The organism is Vibrio breoganii, assembly GCF_024346795.1.
Lineage (GTDB): Bacteria > Pseudomonadota > Gammaproteobacteria > Enterobacterales > Vibrionaceae > Vibrio > Vibrio breoganii.
The window spans coordinates 1,993,234-2,013,437 of the sequence record NZ_AP024864.1 but is presented as its reverse complement, the minus strand read 5'-3'; the positions used below and the strand labels follow the sequence as shown (position 1 = coordinate 2,013,437).

Genomic DNA, 20,204 nt, shown 5'->3' with positions numbered 1-20,204 from the left:
CCAAGACATTGATATAAGAAATATATTAAAAATATCATTCCCATATATTTTTGATCTCATGGAATCCAAACAGCTCAAGCATTTTTTGGCGGTCGCAAAGCACGGCAACTTCACGCAAGCGGCCAAAGAAATCCATATCGCGCAGCCTGCACTTAGCATATCAATCAAGAAATTTGAGCAGTCATTGGGTGTGGTGCTGTTTCGCCGAGAGGAGAAAAGGGTCAGCTTGACCAAAGAGGGCGAAGTCCTGTTAGTACATGCTCAGCGAGTTATCCAACAACTGCATGATGCCACCTTGGCAATCGATGAACTTAAAGGATTACAAAAAGGTGAGGTGCGATTGGGTGCCCCGTCCATGATGGGGAGTTACTTCTTTCCGCGCGTAGTGATGGCATTTAAGAGCCAGTATCCCGATTTAAAGCTGACATTGGTTGAAGCTGGCACACGCTCCATTCGCAAAATGCTGCTGGAGGGGGAGTTAGATTTGGGGGTGATCAACTGCGACGATGTGCCCGACGATCTGCATGTTGACCATTTGTTCACAAGTCAGATGGTGGCAGTTGTGGGCTCAGAGCACGAACTCGTGAGCAAGAAAACCATTGGCTTTGAAGAGTTCTTTGAATATGAACTGGTGATGTTCAAACACGGCTACTTCCATCGAGATTTTCTTGATCAGGTCAGTGAAGCAAATGGTTTATCTATGAGGTCCTCCTTTGAAACCAATTTGCTCCCTATGATCCTAAGTATCGTTAAGCAAGAGTTTGCGATCACGGCCTTGCTCGATCTGGTTACAGAGTATGAAAGCGGTATTGTAGGGATACCCTTTACACCTCCAGTCACACTCGATCTTGGGCTCGCATGGCGCAAGCAGGGCTACTTGTCCATTGCCGATCGCACCTTTATTGAGTTTGTTAAACGCTATGTGTAATCGTGATGGTCTAAATCAGAGCTTATGGTTCTGATGCTTCACTGATCAGAGCTGATGTCACTTAGTAAAAGTTGGTATGCGGATTATATGGAATCTTTTGTAGGTACATTCTCGTTAAGGTTACACATTATCAGTAAGCTTGTTTTCACTAAGTTGTTCAATCGACAGTTCAACCTTTAACTCCCAATTTAGTATGAACACGACAAAGCCTTGGCGTTATTCGTTAAGGCTTTGTCGTTTGTGTATTGAAGAGGTTTCAAAGTGAAAACCAACACAGAGTAGTGATTCAAAATGTGCACATGTGTAAGTAAATGTTTCAGCTGTTAGTAAATGAGTGCGTTCTATTGCTTATAAAGAGGTAAAATTTTATGAGCGCATTCACTTTTTGCACTGTTCTGACTGAATTTTGTGAAATGTTGCTATTTAATAGCATATGCAACCCAAAATATAATGAAATGCCTCGATATGAGGCTAAAACTCTGGACTGGTTTCTACCTAAATATATGAAAAGAACACTAAACGGATTGACTCTTACGCTGTTAGCATCCTTATCATTTTCTGTTGTGGCCGCGCCAATTGCGCTGCCAAATCCTCCGTCCCTTTCTGCAAAGGGTTACGTGCTTCTGGATTACAATTCAGGAGAGGTGATTGCAGAACACAATCCACACACGCAACTTAAACCAGCGAGTTTGACTAAGCTAATGACCAGCTATACGGCTGGACAAGAGCTTAACCGTGGCAACGTTTCTAAGACGGATAGCGTTACTATCAGTCGTGAAGCTTGGGCAAGAAATTTCCATGATTCATCGAAGATGTTTATCGAGGTGGGCACCAATGTTCAATTTAGCGATTTACTGCGTGGTCTGATTGTCCAGTCGGGTAATGATGCGTCTGTGGCTATCGCGGAGCACGTTGCCGGCTCTCAAGGTGCATTCGTCGATTTGATGAACAACTGGGCAAGACGCCTTGAACTGAATAACACGTATTTTGCGAATCCGCATGGCTTGGATGATCCAAACCAATCTACAACACCTTATGACATGGCAAAGCTAGGTCAGGCGTTGATTCGTGACGTTCCAACACTATTTCCGCTTTATAGTGAAACTTCCTTCACTTACAACAACATCACTCAGCACAACCGTAATGCCTTGCTGCGAGATAAAAGCATGAATGTAGACGGCATGAAAACCGGTTACACCAAGGGAGCAGGTTACAGCCTAGTGAGCACAGCGACTCAGGGAGATATGCGTTTGATCTCTGTGGTCATGGGTACCTCTAGTGCCAATACTCGAACCTCTGAAAGTAAGAGCCTGCTTAACTATGGCTTTAGATTCTTTGAAACCATCAAGCCACATGAAGCCAATGCTGAAGTGACCGCTACTCGAATCTGGATGGGACAAGACAACCAACTTAGTGTCGGTGTAGAGGAAGATGTGTTCATGTCCGTACGTCGAGGAGCAGGTAACAACATTCAGGCAGTAGTGGATTTGCCAAATGAGCTTAAAGCACCTGTTTATCAAGGTGACACTATCGGCACGCTGAACTATATGGGTTCAGATAATCAGGTCATTAAGAGTGTGCCATTGGTTGCTTTACATGATGTAGAGCCTGGCAGCTTCTTCAAGCGATTGCTTGACCGCGTTCGTATCTGGTTAGGTTGGGGTTAAAATCCAATAGCTTGTATATCAAGCTAACAGCCAAAAGTTAGAGAGTAACCACTAGCATCTCTCATGTCTTTAATGCAAAATACAATCATTATCATTTGAGGGTTGTATATGCAATAGATCGTAATTTGGGGAGCAGCTAGTGGTTTAGGCGCAGCTATGGTGGCTCACTTTGTTGAGCAGGGATTTGATGTTACCGCTGTAGCACGAAACCCAAGCCGAAACCCTATGTTAGACACGGTATCCACTTTAACGTGTGATGCTACGGATAAAGGACAGGTGGAAGCCGCGGTAGATTGCATTGCTGAAGATGCTTGGGTGATTTCCTGCATGGGAAGTTTCCAATCTGATAATCCTGTGGACTACATTGGTCATCGCTATCTTATCGATGCGCTACAAGCAAAAGGCGTAAAGCGTTTCCTACTAGTGACTTCGCTAGGTTGTGGAGACAGTTGGCAGTATTTGTCGGATAGAGCGAAGCAGGTCTTTGGCAGCTCTGTTCGAGAAAAGTCCTTGGCAGAATCTTGGCTTCAAACCAGTACTCTTGATTTCACCATTTTAAGACCCGGCGGTCTCAAAGACGGTGAGGAAAATCAGCGTGGTGTGCTATCACAGCATGGAGAAGTTCATGGTTCTATCCATCGCGCAGAAGTGGCTCGACTGGTACATGAGTTGTTGTTGAGCGAAGAGAGTGTAGGGCAAATCTACCAATGTGTAGAGAGCTAGCCATAGAGTGCTAAGACGCGAAAACTAAACTATCTATTTAAAACACCACTCACTTGAGTGGTGTTTTGCTATCTGCGCCTATTGGATTCAACTCACCGCTATTTGTCACCAAAATATGTTCTTACAATGTTCATAGGGTAAGCGAATTAGAATAGAAATGTGATCTATGTTACGCTATGCGCGCGCAATTTCGTGCACAACCTAAACGGAGGACTGTTCTGTTGTATTTCTCTATTGATAGAGATTTAGAAACGCAACCTAATATAATTTTTTATGGATGACGAAAATAAGAAGTACAGTATAGAAACTACCGACTATGAGGTAGGCCAGGATAATATTCAAAAATGGGGCTTCGATATACACAACCCCGTGTTCGGAACTAGCGCAGTTCTCATCATAGTAACCCTCATAAGCTTGTTATTGGTTGGTCCCACAACCGCTCTCAATTCACTAAACTCCCTTAAAAACGGCATCATCGAACAGTTTGACTCGTTCTTTATGTGGGCCACTAACTTTTTCCTTTTATTCGCGTTTATGCTGATACTGTCCCCTCTGGGTAGAATTCGTATTGGTGGTAAAAACGCAAAATCAGAACACAGCACCTTGTCGTGGATAGCCATGCTATTTGCCGCCGGTATGGGTATCGGCTTGTTATTCTGGGGTGTTGCTGAGCCCGTTGCATACTTTACCGATTGGTATGGCACTCCATTGAATGTTGAAGCCTATAGTGAAGAAGCCAAAGCAATGGCTCTTGGCGCAACTATCTTTCATTGGGGTCTGCACGGTTGGAGCATTTACGCCATTGTGGCGTTGTCATTGGCCTTCTTTGCTTATAACAAAGGTCTACCGCTATCTATCCGCTCAACCTTCTACCCAATATTTGGTGATAGAGCATGGGGATGGCTAGGGCATACCATTGATATTCTTGCCGTTTTGGCAACCCTATTTGGACTTGCAACCTCACTAGGCCTTGGTGCGCAGCAAGCGACCAGTGGCTTCAACCATGTATTTGGTCTTGAGGGCGGCATTGGCACTCAATTGATCATCATTACATTGGTGACCTTTATTGCGTCATTGTCGGTAATGCGTGGCATTGATGGCGGTGTGAAGGTCCTAAGTAATATCAACATGATCGCAGCGTTTATACTGCTGGTGTTTGTCACCATTGTTGGTTGGAATAGTGTATTGCCTTCTTTATGGGCAACGATCTCTGGCTACGCCACAAACGTCATTGAGCTGAGCAACCCTCACGGTCGCGAAGATAGCGTATGGATGCACGGCTGGACTGTCTTCTACTGGGCTTGGTGGATCTCTTGGTCACCATTTGTAGGCATGTTTATCGCGCGTATTTCCAAGGGCCGCACGGTTCGAGAATTCTTGATTGCAGTAATCGTTATCCCAACAGCGGTTACTCTAGTATGGATGTCAGTGTTCGGTGGCATTGCTATCGATCAGGTAGCGAATAAGATCGGATTACTAGGTGCAAATGGCTTAACGGATATCTCGTTAACCTTGTTCCACGTATACGACGCAATGCCGTTCAGCTCAGTGCTATCAATCCTTTCAGTAGTATTGATCTTAGTCTTCTTTGTTACTTCAGCAGATTCAGGTTCACTGGTCATAGACAGCATCACCGCTGGTGGTAAGGTCGATGCACCTGTACCACAACGTGTATTCTGGACCTGTATGGGAGGCGCCATTGCAGGAGTCATGCTGTGGATTGGCGGCAAAGATGCATTGCAAGCATTGCAGTCGGGAGTGGTGACAACTGCTCTACCATTTGCCCTGGTGCTACTAATGATGTGCGTTAGCTTAATTAAAGGTCTCAGAACCGAGATTCATGAGTACAAGCCACAAGTTGCTTCAACTCAAGAAGCGTAAGCGCTTTAAAACATTAAGTTGAATCTAGTACTAAGCCTGAGCGTTTTATCGTTCAGGCTTTTTTTATGAAGCGGATAGGTGGAATATAGCGTCTAGGAAATCGTATAAAATCTTAGTTCTAACAATTAATCACGTGCACATTAGCTTCACTATGCTTTTCGATATCTCTCTGATTTCCCAAGAACTTTAAATAGTGATGGTGGGTGAGTCTTTGAGACAATAATAAGCTGTGCGTCAACGTGCTTCACAAATTTGCCAACAGTAATACCTATCGGTCCATTTAGGATGTAGACATCATCTGGTTGCACGCCAGTTTTTTGGAACAGAGCCTCCATTGTTGCATGCAGTTCTTTATTTTCTTCGTTGATATAGCTTTCTGTGACAGATTTACCTAAATAGACAATGTCGTCCTCGCGCTCTTCTTCAATATCCGTTACATAGGCGACATACAGAGGACCTTCAAAACGCTTCGAAATCTCAAAGGCTTTTATAAGATCTTTTGGTGACAGTTTGCAATTAAATAGATGTTCGTCCCCTTATTAACTTTATTGCAGGCGATGATTGAAAGAGTAGGCTGTATGTTTATTTCTTTCTTTATCATTAAGTTTGTTCAATCAATTAGCTTTTGTGCTTACATATTGATCTCTAGATAGTCGAGAAATAATGGTTTTAGTACCTAACTAGTAGATCGTAGGGTGAGTGACCTTAAGGTCGAGCAATTGTTCAAACGCCCTCTATGTTTTAGCGTTCCTATTTCGGTGCCAAGAGTACAGAACTTATATCAACCCCCGAAGTTTCTATGCATCTCAACAATGGGTAATTTCCGCACTAGTCCCCTTACACAATCTTTATCTAAATCAATATCATCTATGGATTAAAAAGTTTGCATGCTGAGAGACAGACTGTGCACGAACGACACGTTGTTTTTAGACTGAATTTAAAATCAAACGGGAAGCCCTGTTGAACAAGGGCTTTGGGTGTGCAGACTCGCACGAAGTACACGCAAAAGCGGTTTTTAAATAGATACATTGACTCACCTGATTGACTCACTAGGGCCAATCTAGGTATTCAGAAATGCAAAAAGCCCTGATAAATCAGGGCTTTAAATGTGGCGGAGAGATAGGGATTTGAACCCTAGAACCGCTATTAACGGTTGCCGGTTTTCAAGACCGGTGCTTTCGACCACTCAGCCATCTCTCCGTTGCGGGAAGAATAATATAGAGATTAAAAACCTTTGTAAATACTAAATTTAGTAGAAAAGGTCTGAGTGATTGTATTTTGAACAATAAGTTGAGGTGAGCTAAGTCGCTTAGTTATCTGGGGCTGAAATGTGTTCAAAAAATAAGGGAGCCATCGGCTCCCTTCGGTGTTTCGTGGTCGGACTGACAGGATTTGAACCTGCGACCCTCCGCCCCCCAGGCGGATGCGCTACCAAGCTGCGCTACAGTCCGAGTTATTGCTGTTCGTAGAAACGCTTAGTTTCTGACAATCCTTGCATAATAACGGACAGTTTCGGTTTTGCATCGCGCTGTCTACGGTAATTGTGGTCAAACACTTTGTAGTTGCCGTAGCGGTCTAAGACGGTGATTTCATTAGGAGAGATCAATGCAAACTCGCGGGCATCGCCAGCCATAGTCCAGCGACGATTCTTGCTATTAAATAGGTTTTGACCGCTACTGAAATCCGCAGGGTTCGAAGTCACACCAAGCAGGTCTTGCATCAGGGTCACTGACAAATCAAAGTGACTGGATACGTGGGTCCATTCCTTTGCTGACTTGTTAGGCCAATGCACGACCATAGGCACCTGCAATTGGTACTTGCTGTAGTTACTGTTCGAACCCCAACTGTTGGTGTTGGTTTCGTTAAATTCCCAGCCATGGTCTGAGGTAATCACGACAATGGTATTATCCAGCAACTCTTTGTCTTGCAGGGTAGCAAGTACTTGTTCGATTGTAGCGTCAATTTTGCTAGCAGTAGTGCTGTAAGCCTGACGAAGGACTGCTCCTGCATCTTTTCCTGAAGTGTCATTTACATGATCTTCAAACTGTTGCATCTGCGTGAGATGAAGCAGGCTAAACCAGTTTTTGTTACCTTCGTTATCAAGCCATTGTTGCCAGTTGCTTACGGCTGCTTTATCAGATTTGCTGATCTGTTCGGTAAGGCTATCGTCTAGGCCGCTTAAGATGACATCATCATAAATATTTGATGAGAAGTCATTACCACTAAAGAAGCCCATATCGTAGTTGCGATATTGAAGTTGTTCTACAAATAAAGGTTGAGTCTCGTGATGGCGAACATTGGCAGAGTACGTCGCTGGGATGCCATAAAACAGTCCAAAAGATGCTGAATTATCGTTGCCGGAGCTGTAGTGATGGGTGAAATTCTGGTTTTGTGTCGCAAATTCGCTAAGAGCAGGCATGGTTTCTGGAGTCATGCTGTCTGCACGTAGATCTTCAACCACAATCATCATTAGGTTGTAGTTCTTACTCTTACTCTTATTTACCTTCAAGGTTTCTAGAGGGTAAGAGAGTACTTCTGTATTCGCTTCACCACGTTCAACACGCTCTTGATATTCTTCTCGGTCGAACCAACCCTGACGCTCTAAAAAGGTCTTAGCGGTCATTGGATACGACAACGGAAAATTAGCACGTTGATTTGTAATTGGATTATAGAAGGTAGCATCAGCCCAGATATAAATCAGATGACTGAAAATAAAGCTAACAAAGAAGACCACTGCAATAGGGCGACCAACGCGCTTATGCGACAGTTTTCGTTGTTTGCGCCAAACCCACTCAGCAAGAGCGAGTTGCACAAAGAATATGATGGGTACAAGAACGAACAGCGTTTGCCATTTTGCATTGATGGCATTCTTATCGTCGCTTAACAACAGTTCCCAAACGATAGGGTTAAGGTGCAGATTAAGCTCTTGATACGCTTGTGTATCAAGTAGCAAAACAGTCAGCCCAACCGTACTCGCGAGCACACCGACTATCCTGAACAGCTTAAAGTTCGGGACAATGAAGGTTATGGGGAATAGGCAGAGTACATAGAGCCCAAATACCAAGAAACCAAAATGGCCTACCCAAGATGAGAATAGGTACAGTTGCCCTAAAAGGGTATCTGGCCAAGGGGATTCGGCTATGTATCGCGTACCAATGAGCATTGCAACGATGACATTGAAAAAGCTAAACCAATGTCCCCAGCTGACCAGTCTTGATACTCGTTCTGCGTAAGAATTACCGCTATCTACCATGAATGTTCGTTCTTGTTATTAGTTGTTAGTCTTCAACAGATGCAATGAGTGCATCTGAAAAAGTTTTGGCGATGGCCTTCCTTTGTCCTTTAGCCACGTTCTGGTTAAGAACGTTTGTCGCGATATTGCCAACCAACATCAAGCTCAGTTCTGGAGTCGATTGGTGCTTCTCAAGGACTGCTGCAATTTCAGCTAACATGGTTTCGACTTTTTCGTCACTGTATTTCGATGTAATAGGCATAGTTACTCTGCTAATGATAGTGTAAACGGCTTATGATAACCTACTCTGAATAACAACTGAAATCACAAGAGATAGAAATCTCCTATGAGTTTACAATTATCTAATGTCATTTTGCATCAATTAGTTAAAGATTCTGAGCAACAGCTAACGGTTAACTACCGTGAATCGGCCCTAGCTAATGACGCATCTACTGAAAGTTTAGTCGCCGAATTGCATCGAGTGTTCAATGCAAAGGCAGGAAAAGGCTTTGGAACCTTCTCAGATGAGAGCGAGTTCAAAGTTTGGTTAGACAATACGTTATCTGACGATCTCGACTTTTACACTTTCTCACAAAATAGTGCCAAGCGACTGATCTCTGAGATCAGCAAGTATTCTTTCGCTGAAGAAGGGTTTTTAGTATTAGCTCACTATCAATCTTTAGCCACGGACTACTTGTTTATTGCGCTTATCCCTTCGAATGAAAGCCTGAAGGTCACTGAAGGGCTGGATATTAGTGCTACGGATTACCTGGATATCTCGAAGATGGATATCGCGGCGCGTATCGACTTGTCTACGTATCAAACGGATAGCGACTCGAACCGCTCGCTTACTTTTATCAAGGGACGAGTAGGGCGCAAGGTATCGGATTTCTTCTTGGATTTCCTGCAAGCTGAAACGGGTTTGGACACGAAACAGCAAAACTTAGTGTTGATGCAAGCGGTGGACGACTTTGTAGCGGATGCTAAGTTAGAGAAAGACGATGCTAACTCTTACCGCAAGCAAGTTGCAGACTACTGTAACGAGCAGATCAAAGCAGGTGATGAGGTAGAGGTTCGTGAACTGTCGCAAGAGCTACCAAAAAGCGATGATGGCACCAGTTTTGCTGATTTTACCGAAGAGCAAGGCTACGAACTAGAAGAGAGTTTTCCTGGCGATAGAGCCGCTGTGCGCAAGCTAACTAAGTTCGTTGGCGCAGGTGGTGGTCTGAATATCAGCTTTGATTCCATGCTAATGGGCGAACGCGTTTTCTATGATCCAGAAACGGATACGTTAACGATCAAAGGGACGCCACCGAATCTACGTGACCAGCTCACAAGAAAGGGTTAACCCTTAAAAACAAGCAGTTAAGACAACGCAACCCTCGAGGTTGCGTTTTTTTTGCACTTTATGCATAAAAATTCTTGTCATTCGCCTCAACTTTTTTAAATATGAAGGACAGCAATAAAATTTGATTAGCACTGGCGATAATTTTCAGTGCATTCCCAAAATTACATGGAGTATAGAGATGATGCGAGTAGGTTTAGTTGGCTGGCGCGGTATGGTTGGCTCAGTTTTAATGCAACGAATGGTAGAAGAGCGCGATTTTGATCTGATTGAGCCAGTTTTCTACAGCACCTCTCAGGTGGGTATCCCAGCTCCTGTTTATGCAGGTAAAGATGCTGGTATGTTGCAGGACGCTTTTGATATCGAAAGCCTTAAGCAGTTGGATGCCATTGTTACCTGTCAGGGTGGCAGCTACACAGAAAAAGTTTACCCAGCGCTAAAACAAGCGGGTTGGAAAGGCTACTGGATTGATGCGGCTTCTACACTGCGCATGGACAATGACTCCATCATTACTCTAGACCCTGTGAACCTTGAGCAAATCCAACAAGGCATTCATTCAGGGACTTCTACCTTTGTTGGTGGTAACTGCACAGTAAGCTTGATGCTGATGGCGCTGGGCGGTCTGTATGAGAAAGGTCTTGTTGAATGGATGAGCGCAATGACGTACCAAGCCGCTTCTGGCGCGGGTGCGAAAAACATGCGTGAGCTGATTTCTCAAATGGGCGTAGTGCAGCAATCTGTTGCAACGGAGCTTGCCAATCCAGCAACCTCTATTTTAGATATCGATCGTAAGGTTGCAGAGACTATCCGTTCTGACGCTTTCCCTACAGAGCAGTTTGGCGCTCCGCTAGCGGGTTCTTTGATCCCTTGGATTGACGTTAAACGCGAAAACGGCCAAAGCAAGGAAGAGTGGAAAGCGGGCGTTGAAGCAAACAAGATTCTTGGTCTAGATGGCAACCCGATTGCGATTGATGGCACCTGTGTTCGTATCGGCGCAATGCGCTGTCACGCACAAGCGCTGACTATCAAGCTTAAGCAAAACGTACCTATGGATGAAATCGAAGAGATCATTGGTACGCACAACGACTGGGTTAAGGTGATTCCTAACGAGCGTGACATCACAGCTCAAGAGCTTACTCCAGCTAAAGTGACAGGTACTATGTCTGTTCCTGTTGGTCGTCTGCGTAAGATGGCGATGGGCGATGACTTCTTGAATGCCTTTACTGTTGGTGACCAACTATTGTGGGGTGCTGCAGAGCCACTACGTCGTACACTGCGTATTATTCTGGCTGAGAAGTCTTAATAGCGATATTGTATTGGTTGAATTGAAGGCGCCCTACGGGGCGCTTTTTTTATTTCAGCTGAAAGCTGTCAGCTATCAGCTATCAGAAGTAAACAGCTTCATTCCAGCCATGAGGTGGAGTATTGGGTGGTGCAGGTCTAGGCGTGTGCGCTCTAAGATACTGGCCTTCGCCAGTATGACGCTGTTTTGTTGAAGTAATGTCACACGTTTGAGTCTCGACACAAGACTTGGAGCACGACCAAATTACGTCATTCCAACCTTGAGCTGTAATCTTAGGTGGTACTGGGTAGGCGTGTGCACTTTAAGATACTGGCTTTCGTCAGTATGACGTTGTTTCTATGGTGTTTTCACTCTTAGATGTCATCATTTGTCATTCCCGAGCGCTTCTATTGGGAATCTACCTATTCGTGATTCTATTGAAAAGGTCCCCGATAAAAGACGTCGGGGACGACATAAGTTTAACTATTGTGGTGATCATGATGACCACGTCATTCCAGCCTTGAGCTGGAATCTTAGAGGGTGCGGGACTTGGTATTAGTCAATCAACAGCTATCACTGCACTTCTCTCAATCGTAATCACTAGTCCTGTTTGTGATCTTCACAACGCGTTCTTCATGCTCTGGGAGTTCACTGCCACAGTGTTTACAGTGAAATGCATCAGGTTCGTGGTCGTTTTTCATACAATTTGGGCACATCACAAGATCTCTATGGTCTCGATAAACTTTTTTCTGCTGTTTAACCTCTTGGCTCATTTCTGCGGTAATAATGCCGGTGGGTACCGCCAGAATTGAGTAACCGAGTAGCATGGTCAGCGATGCTATTGCTCTGCCTAATGTGGTGACTGGGGAGATGTCGCCGTAACCAACAGTGGTGATGGTTACGATAGCCCAATAAATACTGGTCGGAATACTGGTAAAGCCGTTCTCTGGGCCTTCGATGATGTAGAGCAACGCACCAAAGATAGTGACCAAAATGGCCACCATGCTAAAGAAGATAAAAATCTTACGTCTAGAGTTCCAAAGGGAGCGCATGATGACATTGGAATCTTGAATGTATTGAACCAATTTCAAGATTCTGAAGATGCGCATTACCCTCAGCAGCCTTACAACCCCTAGGAAATGCGCGTTTGGCACTAGCAGTGCTATATAGAAGGGTAAGATGGCCATAAGGTCTACGAAGCCGTAGAAGCTCTTAGCGTAAGCCCAAGGCTTAGGTGAGCAATACAGGCGCAATAGGTACTCTACGGTGAAGAGGGCAGTGAATAGGATTTCAAGATAATTAAGCTGCGTTCCCCACCTTTGACTTACCGATTCTACAGAGCCCATGATCAACACCAGCAAAGAGCCGATGATGGAAGCAATCAAACAGATATCGAACCAGCGACCTAGGGGCGTATCGGTACGAAAAATGATCACATAAAGTCTGTATCTAAAAGTATGTTCTGGATGCGGCATATCAAATTAACTTAAATCAGTAATAACAATAGGATAGCACGTAGATTTAAGGCAGCTCGAAAAAGAAACCTGGAGTACATATTTGTTTAACTAGAACAAAAAAAGCACCTCAAAGGTGCTTTTTTGTACGAATACGGATGTATTTCCAGAAACTGCTTAGCTCATCAAGCCAGGGAATAGCGCGCCAATTCCGTTTGCAATGAACTCTATGCCCAGCGCACCCAAAATCAAACCCATGATACGTGTGATGACGTTGATTCCTGTTTGCCCTAAAAAACGTACGATGAAAGGGGCAGAGCGGAACAACACCCAACAGCAAAAAGAGAACACGATTACGGTAATGGTGACCGCTACATAATCTATTGGACCTGTGTGATTTGATCCAAATACGATGGTCGAACTGATCGCACCTGGTCCGGCCATTAGCGGCATTGCTAGTGGAACTACGCCCACTTGTTCCTTACTAATACTCTCTGCTTTTTCTTGCTTGTTTTGTTTTTGCTCACCCAATTGGCCGTTCATCATGGCAAAGGCGATGCTGACCAAAAGTAAGCCACCTGCAATACGAAATGAGTCTAGAGAGATACTAAACACATCAAGCAACATCTGACCTGCAAACAAAGACACAATCAAAATTACCGCTACAGCAATGTTCGCTGTTGAGGCCGTTTTAATGCGTTCTTCTGGAGAGAGATGATTCGTTAATGACACGAAAATCGGCATGATGCCCACAGGGTTAACTATGGCAAATAAGCCAACAAAAAACTGTAGATATACAGCAACGTTTATACCTTGCATTAGCGAGCCTTAATAAGAAAAACAGGGTGTAAGAAAATTCCGCGCTACTTTAATCAAGGACGAGAAATTACGCCAGTGAAACTTTCAAGTATTCACCTGAAGTTTTCTAAATCATAGTGCATTTGCCATTAGATAAACTAATGCGAGAATTTTGGTGTTTAGCGAGAATGATGCAGTGTGTTTTTTATGCTAAAAGAAAAGAGTAGTACGATCTTATAAAGAAGGATAAAAAATAAAAAGCCTAGTAAAATTTCTCGTTGTCCTATACCCAACAATGGTTATACTAGGGTCTGGCACGTTTTAGACGGCCTACAGAATTTGAAAATTTATGACGTAATGGAATTTTAATTACGTAGTAATAGATGTACTTTCATGGATGAGATCAGGGTCACAGATTGGTGTATTTGTCATACAATATGGCATTTAGAATTAGCTTAGCTAATAACCATTTGGTGGTAGTTCTTTCAAACTAAGTGATCTGAATCAATTTTATTCGCAGAGTGAAATAATATACTCGTCTGTGAAAGCTATTTACTAAGTTGTGTTGTTTAACGAACAAACCTTACTAAAAAGTTTTTAATTTAAAATATCTAGGAGATAATTATGCCTGTAACTAATATGGCTGAACTGGACGCTCTAGTAGCTCGCGTTAAAGCGGCTCAAGAAGAGTTCTCAACTTTTTCTCAAGAAAAAGTTGATGCAATCTTCCGTGCGGCTTCTCTAGCAGCTAACCACGCTCGTATTCCACTAGCTCAACAAGCAGTTGCGGAATCTGGCATGGGCATTGTTGAAGATAAAGTGATCAAGAACCACTTTGCTTCTGAGTTTATCTACAACAAATACAAAGACGAAAAAACCTGTGGCATCTTAGAAGAAGATGACAACCTAGGCACAATGACTATCGCAGAACCTGTTGGTATCATCTGTGGTATCGTTCCAACAACGAACCCAACATCTACTGCAATCTTCAAATCTCTAATTTCTCTTAAAACACGTAACGGCATCATCTTCTCGCCACACCCACGTGCTAAAAACTCTACTAACGATGCAGCTAAACTAGTTCTAGATGCAGCAGTAGCAGCGGGCGCTCCAAAAGACATCATCGGTTGGATTGACCAGCCTTCAGTTGAGCTATCTAATGGCCTAATGAAGCACGACGGCATCGCTCTTATCCTTGCTACTGGTGGTCCAGGCATGGTTAAAGCAGCTTACTCTTCTGGTAAGCCAGCAATCGGTGTTGGTGCGGGTAACGTTCCAGTAGTTATCGATGAAACTGCAGACATCAAGCGTGCTGTAGCTTCTATCCTTATGTCTAAAACGTTCGATAACGGCGTAGTATGTGCTTCTGAGCAGGCTGCAATCGTTGTTGACGAAGTATACGACGAAGTTAAAGAGCGTTTTGCTTCTCATAAAGCGTACGTTCTGTCTAAAACTGAAGCGAACAAGGTTCGTAAAGTACTGCTTATCGATGGCAACCTAAACGCTAAGATCGTAGGTCAACCTGCTCCAGCAATCGCTGAAATGGCGGGTGTTAAAGTTCCTGCTGACACTAAAGTTCTAGTAGGTGAAGGTCTAGGTAAGGTTTCTTACGACGACGAGTTCGCACACGAGAAACTATCTCCAACTCTAGGCCTATTCCGTGCTGACAACTTCGAAGACGCTGTTGCTCAAGCAGTAACTATGGTTGAGATTGGCGGTATCGGTCACACATCTGGCCTATACACTAACCAAGATACTAACGCAGACCGTATCCGTTACTTCGGTGACAAGATGAAGACTGCACGTATCCTAATCAACATCCCTACCACTCACGGTGGTATCGGTGACCTTTACAACTTCAACGTTGCACCTTCTCTAACTCTAGGTTGTGGTTCTTGGGGTGGTAACTCTATCTCTGAGAACGTAGGTCCTAAACACCTTATCAACAAGAAAACTGTAGCGAAGCGAGCTGAAAACATGTTGTGGCACAAACTACCTAAGTCTATCTACTTCCGTCGTGGTAGCCTTCCAATCGCTCTTAGCGATCTAGAAGGTAAGAAACGCGCATTCCTAGTTACTGACCGTTTCCTATTCAACAATGGTTACGCTGATGACGTAGTTAAACTACTTAAAGCTCAAGGCATCGAAGTTCAAGTATTCTTCGACGTAGAAGCAGATCCAACACTATCTGTTGTTGAGAAAGGCGCTGAAGCAATGAAGAGCTTCCAGCCTGACGTTATCCTAGCTCTAGGTGGCGGTTCTCCAATGGATGCGGCTAAGATCATGTGGGTAATGTACGAGCACCCAGAAACGCACTTCGCTGAACTAGCGATGCGCTTCATGGACATCCGTAAGCGTATCTACAAGTTCCCTAAAATGGGTCAAAAAGCAGAGCTTGTATGTATTACTACAACTTCAGGTACGGGTTCAGAGGTTACTCCATTCGCTGTTGTTACTGACGACAAGACAGGTGCTAAGTACCCACTAGCTGACTACGAAATCACGCCAAACATGGCTATCGTTGATGCGAACCTTGTAATGAACATGCCTAAGTCTCTAACAGCGTTCGGTGGTTACGATGCAGTAACTCACGCACTAGAAGCTTACGTTTCTGTTCTTGCGAACGAGTACTCTGACGGTCAAGCTCTACAAGCACTTAAGATGCTTAAAGAGTACCTACCTTCAAGCTACGCGAATGGTGCTGCTGACCCAATCGCTCGTGAGAAAGTACACAACGCAGCAACTATCGCTGGTGTTGCATTTGCGAACGCATTCCTAGGTGTGTGTCACTCAATGGCTCACAAAATTGGTGCTGAGTTCCACTTGCCACACGGTCTTGCTAACGCACTACTTATCTCTAACGTTGTTCGTTACAACGCGAACGATAACCCAACTAAGCAAACTGCATTCTCTCAGTACGACCGTCCGCAAGCACGTCGTCGTTACGCTGAAGTTGCAGACCACCTAGGCCTAAGCCAAGAAGGTGACCGTACAGCTCAGAAGATTGAACGTCTTCTAACTTGGTTGGACGAGCTTAAGACTGACCTAGACATTCCTAAGTCAATCAAAGAAGCGGGTGTTTCTGAAGCAGACTTCGTTGCTAAGCTTGATGAGCTAGCGGTTGAAGCGTTCGATGACCAATGTACTGGTGCTAACCCACGTTACCCTCTAATCACAGAGCTAAAAGAAGTTCTAATGGCTGCTTACCACGGTACTGCATTCGTTGAAGGTGAAACGTTCGAAGGTACTACAGTAATCAAGAAAAAAGCTGACCAAAAGCCAGCTAAAGCGAAGTAATTCGATTCTTGAATAGTGGGCTTGAAAGAGCCCACACTGAATAGACAAATCCCAGCGCTGAAAGGTGCTGGGATTTTTTATGTGTGCTCGAAAAGAAGAAGATTATACCAATCACACTATGTAAGTGTTCAGAAATAGCGAAGGAAAAATACTCAAGAACAAGGCAGAATTTTTCGATAAGTAGTTATTCTACAATCAAAAATTCTAACGAAGTTATCGAGTATTTTAACCAGCTAGGCTGACCAGTTATTTAGTACGATTGGTATCAAAATCGATATAAATTCTTAGGGTTATCCACTAGCACTTTGTGGATAAGCGTTGCGTCGTTGTCTGTCTGCACAGATAACAGGTTCAATAAATGCACATCATCAGGCATTGGGTTTCCTGCAATGGTTTCACTTGGATGTGGCCAATCTGTACCCCATAGGATTTTGTTGGGGTTGGTCGCTATATAGGCCTTACCAATAGCGAGGGTATCAGCAAAGCTTGGTGAGCCTGATTCGCTATCGTGATAAGCCGCCGATACCTTCACCCAAGCTTTGTTTGCGTTCATGAGCTGGCAGATAATCTCAAAAGCAGGGTGCTTCAGTCCCTCTCCAGCGGGTAAGTGCCCTCTATGGTCAAATACCACATCGCAAGGTAAAGAAAACAGCAGATCTCTCATCGCAACAATCATGTCTGCGGTTATCCAAAAGCAAATATGCCAGTTGAGCGGCGCGATTTTTTCTGCGCAGCGCTGAATCAAGTCTAAATCTAAGTGTTTGAACTCGGTGATCATAAACCGAATCCCGCATACACCCAGTCGATCCATTTCTTGTAGCTGAGAAAAAGAGAAGCTGTCATCGATAGTCACAACAGCTCGAGCGCCATCACCAAGTTGCTGCATCGCATCTAGGGTGCATTGGTTATTAGTACCGTAGGCAGAAGGGGTCACGATTACATTTCTCGAAAAACCAATTATGTTCTGTAACTGTTGGTACATAGGAACAGTGGCAGTGGGAATGTTAGTAGTATCTTCGGCGCGATAAGCAAAATTATCGGGGTCAAAGATGTGATGGTGGCAGTCACAGCTACCCTCAGGTACAGCAAGGGATAGAGACGCCTTGCTAGTGGTAAAAGGAATGTTTTCGCCTGATGAGAAATTTTGTTTGGTCATGGTAATATAGCTGAATATCCGTGTGATTCAGTATAGAGGATAGAACTTCTATTACTTAAGATAAATCATTGATTTACCATGACATCACACGGCCGTTGAACGAGTCGTTTGACACTATGTACTCAGTGTTTCTTATCAATTCTTCTCGAATGTTCGCAAAGCTGTTTTGATAGTCGTCATGACGAGAGTGATGCACGCTAGGCAAGATCCCACCAACGCGAATATCAAAGGGATTGAGTTCCTTAGCCCAGCTCTTTGTTAGACCACTGACCATAGAGCTGGTGCTTTCGGTACCAATGATAGAGTCGGAGCGTTCATTAGTCAGAATATTAACAATCACCCCTTGTTGGTGGTTCTTACGCATTTGTTCTGCGCAAGCGTGTCCGCAACTGAATAGCGACTGAACAAGGTGAGAGAATTGAGCACTAAACTCTTCTGCTGGAGTCGGGCTCACCAGAGTCGGTAATGGGTGGTTTTCCCAGTTATTGATCAGGATATCAACACCATGGTTGTAGAAGCTCTCAATGTAGCTAAACATATCATCGACATTATGCTGGGTATCGTCAGGTAGGGCATAGGTACACACATTAAAGCCAGACTCTATACATTCTCTGTACGTGCCTTTGAGGAGTGATGCATTTTTGTCTGTAATGACAACCTTTGCACCAAGAGAGGCAAAGTGAAGGGCAAGAGTCCTTCCAAGTATCGTTCCAGCCGAGGTAATTAATACCACGGAATTGTGAATAACCATTGTTGACCACCTGATTTTTCCAGAGCTTAAATTTAAACTACTGATCACCGCAGTGACAAATAGAGGGCTTAATAGCCCTCTATAAATGAATCCGCTAGTTGGATCTAAGAGCCATGTCTGACTCATAGTTATACGATCGAATATAGTGAATAAGATGTGAACAAGGTGGTGATTTCTTGTGTTTATGATGGGGGATTACTTGAACTAAGGAGTAGCTCACAGTTTGTATGACAGAGGCGGCAAGAACTTATAGAAATTTGTATGAGTTATCATGCTTAGTGCATAATCACCTACTACAAACAAAAAAGGCTGCCTAAATAGGCAGCCTTTTCATTATAAATCAACTAATTACTTAGCTAGGTTCTCTGCAACGAAGTCCCAGTTAACTAGGGCCCAGAAGCCATTCATGTACTCTGGACGAACGTTACGGTAATCGATGTAGTAAGCGTGTTCCCATAGGTCAACAGTTAGAAGAGGAGTAACACCTTCTTCTGTTAGAGGAGTCGCTGCGTTTGAAGTGTTAACGATTGCTAGTGAACCGTCTGCGTTCTTAACAAGCCAAGTCCAAGAAGAACCGAAGTTGTTGATTGCAGAATCAGTGAATTTAGCTTTGAACTCTTCAAAAGAACCAAATGCTGCATTGATTGCGTCAGCAACAGCGCCTGTTGGTTCGCCACCTGCGTTTGGCGCTAGGCAGTGCCAGTAGAACGTGTGGTTCCAGATTTGTGCTGCGTTGTTGAATACACCACCAGTAGAAGTTTTAACGATTTCTTCTAGTGTTTTACCTTCAAACTCAGTACCAGGGATCAGACCATTTAGCTTAACAACGTAAGTGTTGTGGTGTTTACCGTGGTGAAAATCTAGAGTCTCAGCAGAGATATGTGGTTCTAGCGCGTCTTTTGCGTAAGGAAGAGCTGGTAGTTCAAATGCCATTTGCTCGGTTCTCCATTTATGTGGGCTAAGCCCTAAGCTTCCAATGTAGTAACAAATTACACTCGATAAGAGATTTCTCATCAAATGCATGTGCCAGGGTCGGTAGTATTACGAACCGCTGTGCAAATTAGTTCTCTAACTTCGTTTGCATTCTATCAATTTTTTATACTAATAAAAGGTTAGGCAACAAATTTATAATATTTCGTAACCAACAGAATGCGCGTACGCCAACTTTTGCCTACTTTCGCAACAATAACCATATTTAGTTTATGGTTTTTATTCTAAGCTAGTAAGGTAAAATAACGGAATACTATATAGAGTACATGGATCCGAGGACCGCTATGGAAACCCTAGACAAAATCAAACAGCAGATCGAACAAAACACCATCCTTCTTTACATGAAAGGTTCACCTAAGCTTCCTAGCTGTGGATTTTCTTCTCAAGCGTCTCAAGCATTGATGGCGTGTGGCGAAAAGTTTGCATACGTTGATATCCTGCAAAACCCAGATATCCGTGCTGAGCTTCCAGCTTACGCACAATGGCCAACTTTCCCACAATTGTGGATTGAAGGCGAGTTGATCGGCGGCTGTGACATCATCATCGAGATGTTCCAGAAAGGCGAACTTCAGCCTCTTATTAAGCAAGCGGCTCAACGTTCAGCTAGCGAATAATTTTCGCATTGCTTTGAAACTACAGAGCACAAATACTAAAAAGGCTTCCAATTGGAAGCCTTTTTCTATTCTAGAGCTAGGTTAGA

The 20,204-nt window shown here is 43.9% G+C and carries 15 protein-coding genes and 2 tRNA genes; 8 read left to right on the top strand and 9 right to left on the bottom strand.

Annotated features, from left to right (window positions below; translation table 11 throughout):
* The first annotated feature begins 58 nt into the window (after positions 1-58).
* The 4 genes from OCU35_RS09345 to OCU35_RS09330 all read left to right on the top strand — a co-directional run bounded on the left by OCU35_RS09345 (position 59) and on the right by OCU35_RS09330 (position 5,199).
* Complete coding sequence (locus OCU35_RS09345) at positions 59-928, top strand: LysR family transcriptional regulator (protein ID WP_261825248.1); 870 nt, start codon at positions 59-61, stop codon at positions 926-928.
* 503 nt (positions 929-1,431) lie between these two features.
* A complete protein-coding gene (locus OCU35_RS09340) occupies positions 1,432-2,595 on the top strand; it encodes a D-alanyl-D-alanine carboxypeptidase family protein (protein ID WP_170961736.1) in 1,164 nt (387 codons plus the stop codon).
* Positions 2,596-2,712: 117 nt separating this feature from the next.
* Complete coding sequence (locus tag OCU35_RS09335) at positions 2,713-3,318, top strand: SDR family oxidoreductase (RefSeq protein WP_261825918.1); 606 nt, start codon at positions 2,713-2,715, stop codon at positions 3,316-3,318.
* A gap of 273 nt (positions 3,319-3,591) precedes the next feature.
* Positions 3,592-5,199 carry a BCCT family transporter gene (locus tag OCU35_RS09330; RefSeq protein ID WP_261825247.1) on the top strand — a complete coding sequence of 536 codons (1,608 nt, stop codon included), beginning with the start codon at positions 3,592-3,594 and terminating at the stop codon, positions 5,197-5,199.
* A gap of 1,109 nt (positions 5,200-6,308) precedes the next feature.
* Here the strand turns inward: OCU35_RS09330 and OCU35_RS09325 are convergent.
* From OCU35_RS09325 to OCU35_RS09310, 4 genes are all read right to left on the bottom strand, one after another.
* Positions 6,309-6,399 (bottom strand) — tRNA-Ser (locus OCU35_RS09325).
* Positions 6,400-6,573: 174 nt separating this feature from the next.
* A tRNA-Pro gene (locus tag OCU35_RS09320) sits at positions 6,574-6,650 on the bottom strand.
* A gap of 2 nt (positions 6,651-6,652) precedes the next feature.
* The gene (locus OCU35_RS09315) at positions 6,653-8,452 is read right to left on the bottom strand and encodes a DUF3413 domain-containing protein (protein ID WP_261825246.1); all 1,800 of its coding nucleotides are present in this window, start codon (positions 8,450-8,452) and stop codon (positions 6,653-6,655) included.
* Positions 8,453-8,477: 25 nt separating this feature from the next.
* Entirely contained in the window at positions 8,478-8,693 is a 216-nt protein-coding gene (locus tag OCU35_RS09310; protein WP_017028634.1) for a YejL family protein, read from the bottom strand.
* Between the two features lie 84 nt (positions 8,694-8,777).
* Between OCU35_RS09310 and yejK the strand changes: the two genes are divergently transcribed.
* Positions 8,778-9,779 (top strand): nucleoid-associated protein YejK, encoded by a 1,002-nt coding sequence (gene yejK, locus OCU35_RS09305; protein ID WP_017028635.1) that lies wholly within the window; start codon positions 8,778-8,780, stop codon positions 9,777-9,779.
* A gap of 181 nt (positions 9,780-9,960) precedes the next feature.
* A complete protein-coding gene (asd, locus tag OCU35_RS09300; RefSeq protein WP_261825917.1) occupies positions 9,961-11,079 on the top strand; it encodes an aspartate-semialdehyde dehydrogenase in 1,119 nt (372 codons plus the stop codon).
* Between the two features lie 566 nt (positions 11,080-11,645).
* Here the strand turns inward: asd and OCU35_RS09295 are convergent.
* Both OCU35_RS09295 and OCU35_RS09290 read right to left on the bottom strand, forming a co-directional pair.
* Entirely contained in the window at positions 11,646-12,494 is an 849-nt protein-coding gene (locus OCU35_RS09295) for an ion transporter (protein WP_102430900.1), read from the bottom strand.
* A 195-nt stretch (positions 12,495-12,689) separates the two neighbouring features.
* On the bottom strand, positions 12,690-13,331 hold the full coding sequence (locus tag OCU35_RS09290; protein WP_065209621.1) for a YchE family NAAT transporter: 642 nt from the start codon (positions 13,329-13,331) through the stop codon (positions 12,690-12,692).
* Between the two features lie 603 nt (positions 13,332-13,934).
* On the opposite strand from OCU35_RS09290, the gene adhE reads away from it, so the two are divergent.
* Positions 13,935-16,607: a bifunctional acetaldehyde-CoA/alcohol dehydrogenase gene (gene adhE / locus OCU35_RS09285; RefSeq protein ID WP_102360239.1), complete on the top strand. Its 2,673-nt coding sequence runs from the start codon at positions 13,935-13,937 to the stop codon at positions 16,605-16,607.
* A gap of 265 nt (positions 16,608-16,872) precedes the next feature.
* Here adhE and OCU35_RS09280 read toward each other — a convergent pair whose 3' ends face one another.
* The 3 genes from OCU35_RS09280 to sodB form a co-directional block, all read right to left on the bottom strand.
* The gene (locus tag OCU35_RS09280; RefSeq protein ID WP_261825245.1) at positions 16,873-17,763 is read right to left on the bottom strand and encodes an amidohydrolase family protein; all 891 of its coding nucleotides are present in this window, start codon (positions 17,761-17,763) and stop codon (positions 16,873-16,875) included.
* 73 nt (positions 17,764-17,836) lie between these two features.
* A complete protein-coding gene (locus tag OCU35_RS09275) occupies positions 17,837-18,514 on the bottom strand; it encodes an SDR family oxidoreductase (RefSeq protein ID WP_017027023.1) in 678 nt (225 codons plus the stop codon).
* 348 nt (positions 18,515-18,862) lie between these two features.
* The gene (gene sodB, locus OCU35_RS09270) at positions 18,863-19,447 is read right to left on the bottom strand and encodes a superoxide dismutase [Fe] (protein WP_017027024.1); all 585 of its coding nucleotides are present in this window, start codon (positions 19,445-19,447) and stop codon (positions 18,863-18,865) included.
* A gap of 341 nt (positions 19,448-19,788) precedes the next feature.
* Between sodB and grxD the strand changes: the two genes are divergently transcribed.
* A complete protein-coding gene (gene grxD, locus OCU35_RS09265; protein WP_017027025.1) occupies positions 19,789-20,118 on the top strand; it encodes a Grx4 family monothiol glutaredoxin in 330 nt (109 codons plus the stop codon).
* The last annotated feature ends 86 nt before the right edge of the window (positions 20,119-20,204 follow it).

Bases quoted from the DNA above. Each gene is read 5' to 3' on its own strand.
- OCU35_RS09345 (WP_261825248.1), top strand. From the start codon at position 59: ATGGAATCCAAACAGCTCAAGCATTTTTTGGCGGTCGCAAAGCACGGC.
- OCU35_RS09340 (WP_170961736.1), top strand. From the start codon at position 1,432: ATGAAAAGAACACTAAACGGATTGACTCTTACGCTGTTAGCATCCTTA.
- OCU35_RS09330 (WP_261825247.1), top strand. From the start codon at position 3,592: ATGGATGACGAAAATAAGAAGTACAGTATAGAAACTACCGACTATGAG.
- OCU35_RS09315 (WP_261825246.1), bottom strand. From the start codon at position 8,452: ATGGTAGATAGCGGTAATTCTTACGCAGAACGAGTATCAAGACTGGTC.
- OCU35_RS09310 (WP_017028634.1), bottom strand. From the start codon at position 8,693: ATGCCTATTACATCGAAATACAGTGACGAAAAAGTCGAAACCATGTTA.
- yejK (WP_017028635.1), top strand. From the start codon at position 8,778: ATGAGTTTACAATTATCTAATGTCATTTTGCATCAATTAGTTAAAGAT.
- asd (WP_261825917.1), top strand. From the start codon at position 9,961: ATGCGAGTAGGTTTAGTTGGCTGGCGCGGTATGGTTGGCTCAGTTTTA.
- OCU35_RS09290 (WP_065209621.1), bottom strand. From the start codon at position 13,331: ATGCAAGGTATAAACGTTGCTGTATATCTACAGTTTTTTGTTGGCTTA.
- adhE (WP_102360239.1), top strand. From the start codon at position 13,935: ATGCCTGTAACTAATATGGCTGAACTGGACGCTCTAGTAGCTCGCGTT.
- OCU35_RS09280 (WP_261825245.1), bottom strand. From the start codon at position 17,763: ATGACCAAACAAAATTTCTCATCAGGCGAAAACATTCCTTTTACCACT.
- OCU35_RS09275 (WP_017027023.1), bottom strand. From the start codon at position 18,514: ATGGTTATTCACAATTCCGTGGTATTAATTACCTCGGCTGGAACGATA.
- sodB (WP_017027024.1), bottom strand. From the start codon at position 19,447: ATGGCATTTGAACTACCAGCTCTTCCTTACGCAAAAGACGCGCTAGAA.
- grxD (WP_017027025.1), top strand. From the start codon at position 19,789: ATGGAAACCCTAGACAAAATCAAACAGCAGATCGAACAAAACACCATC.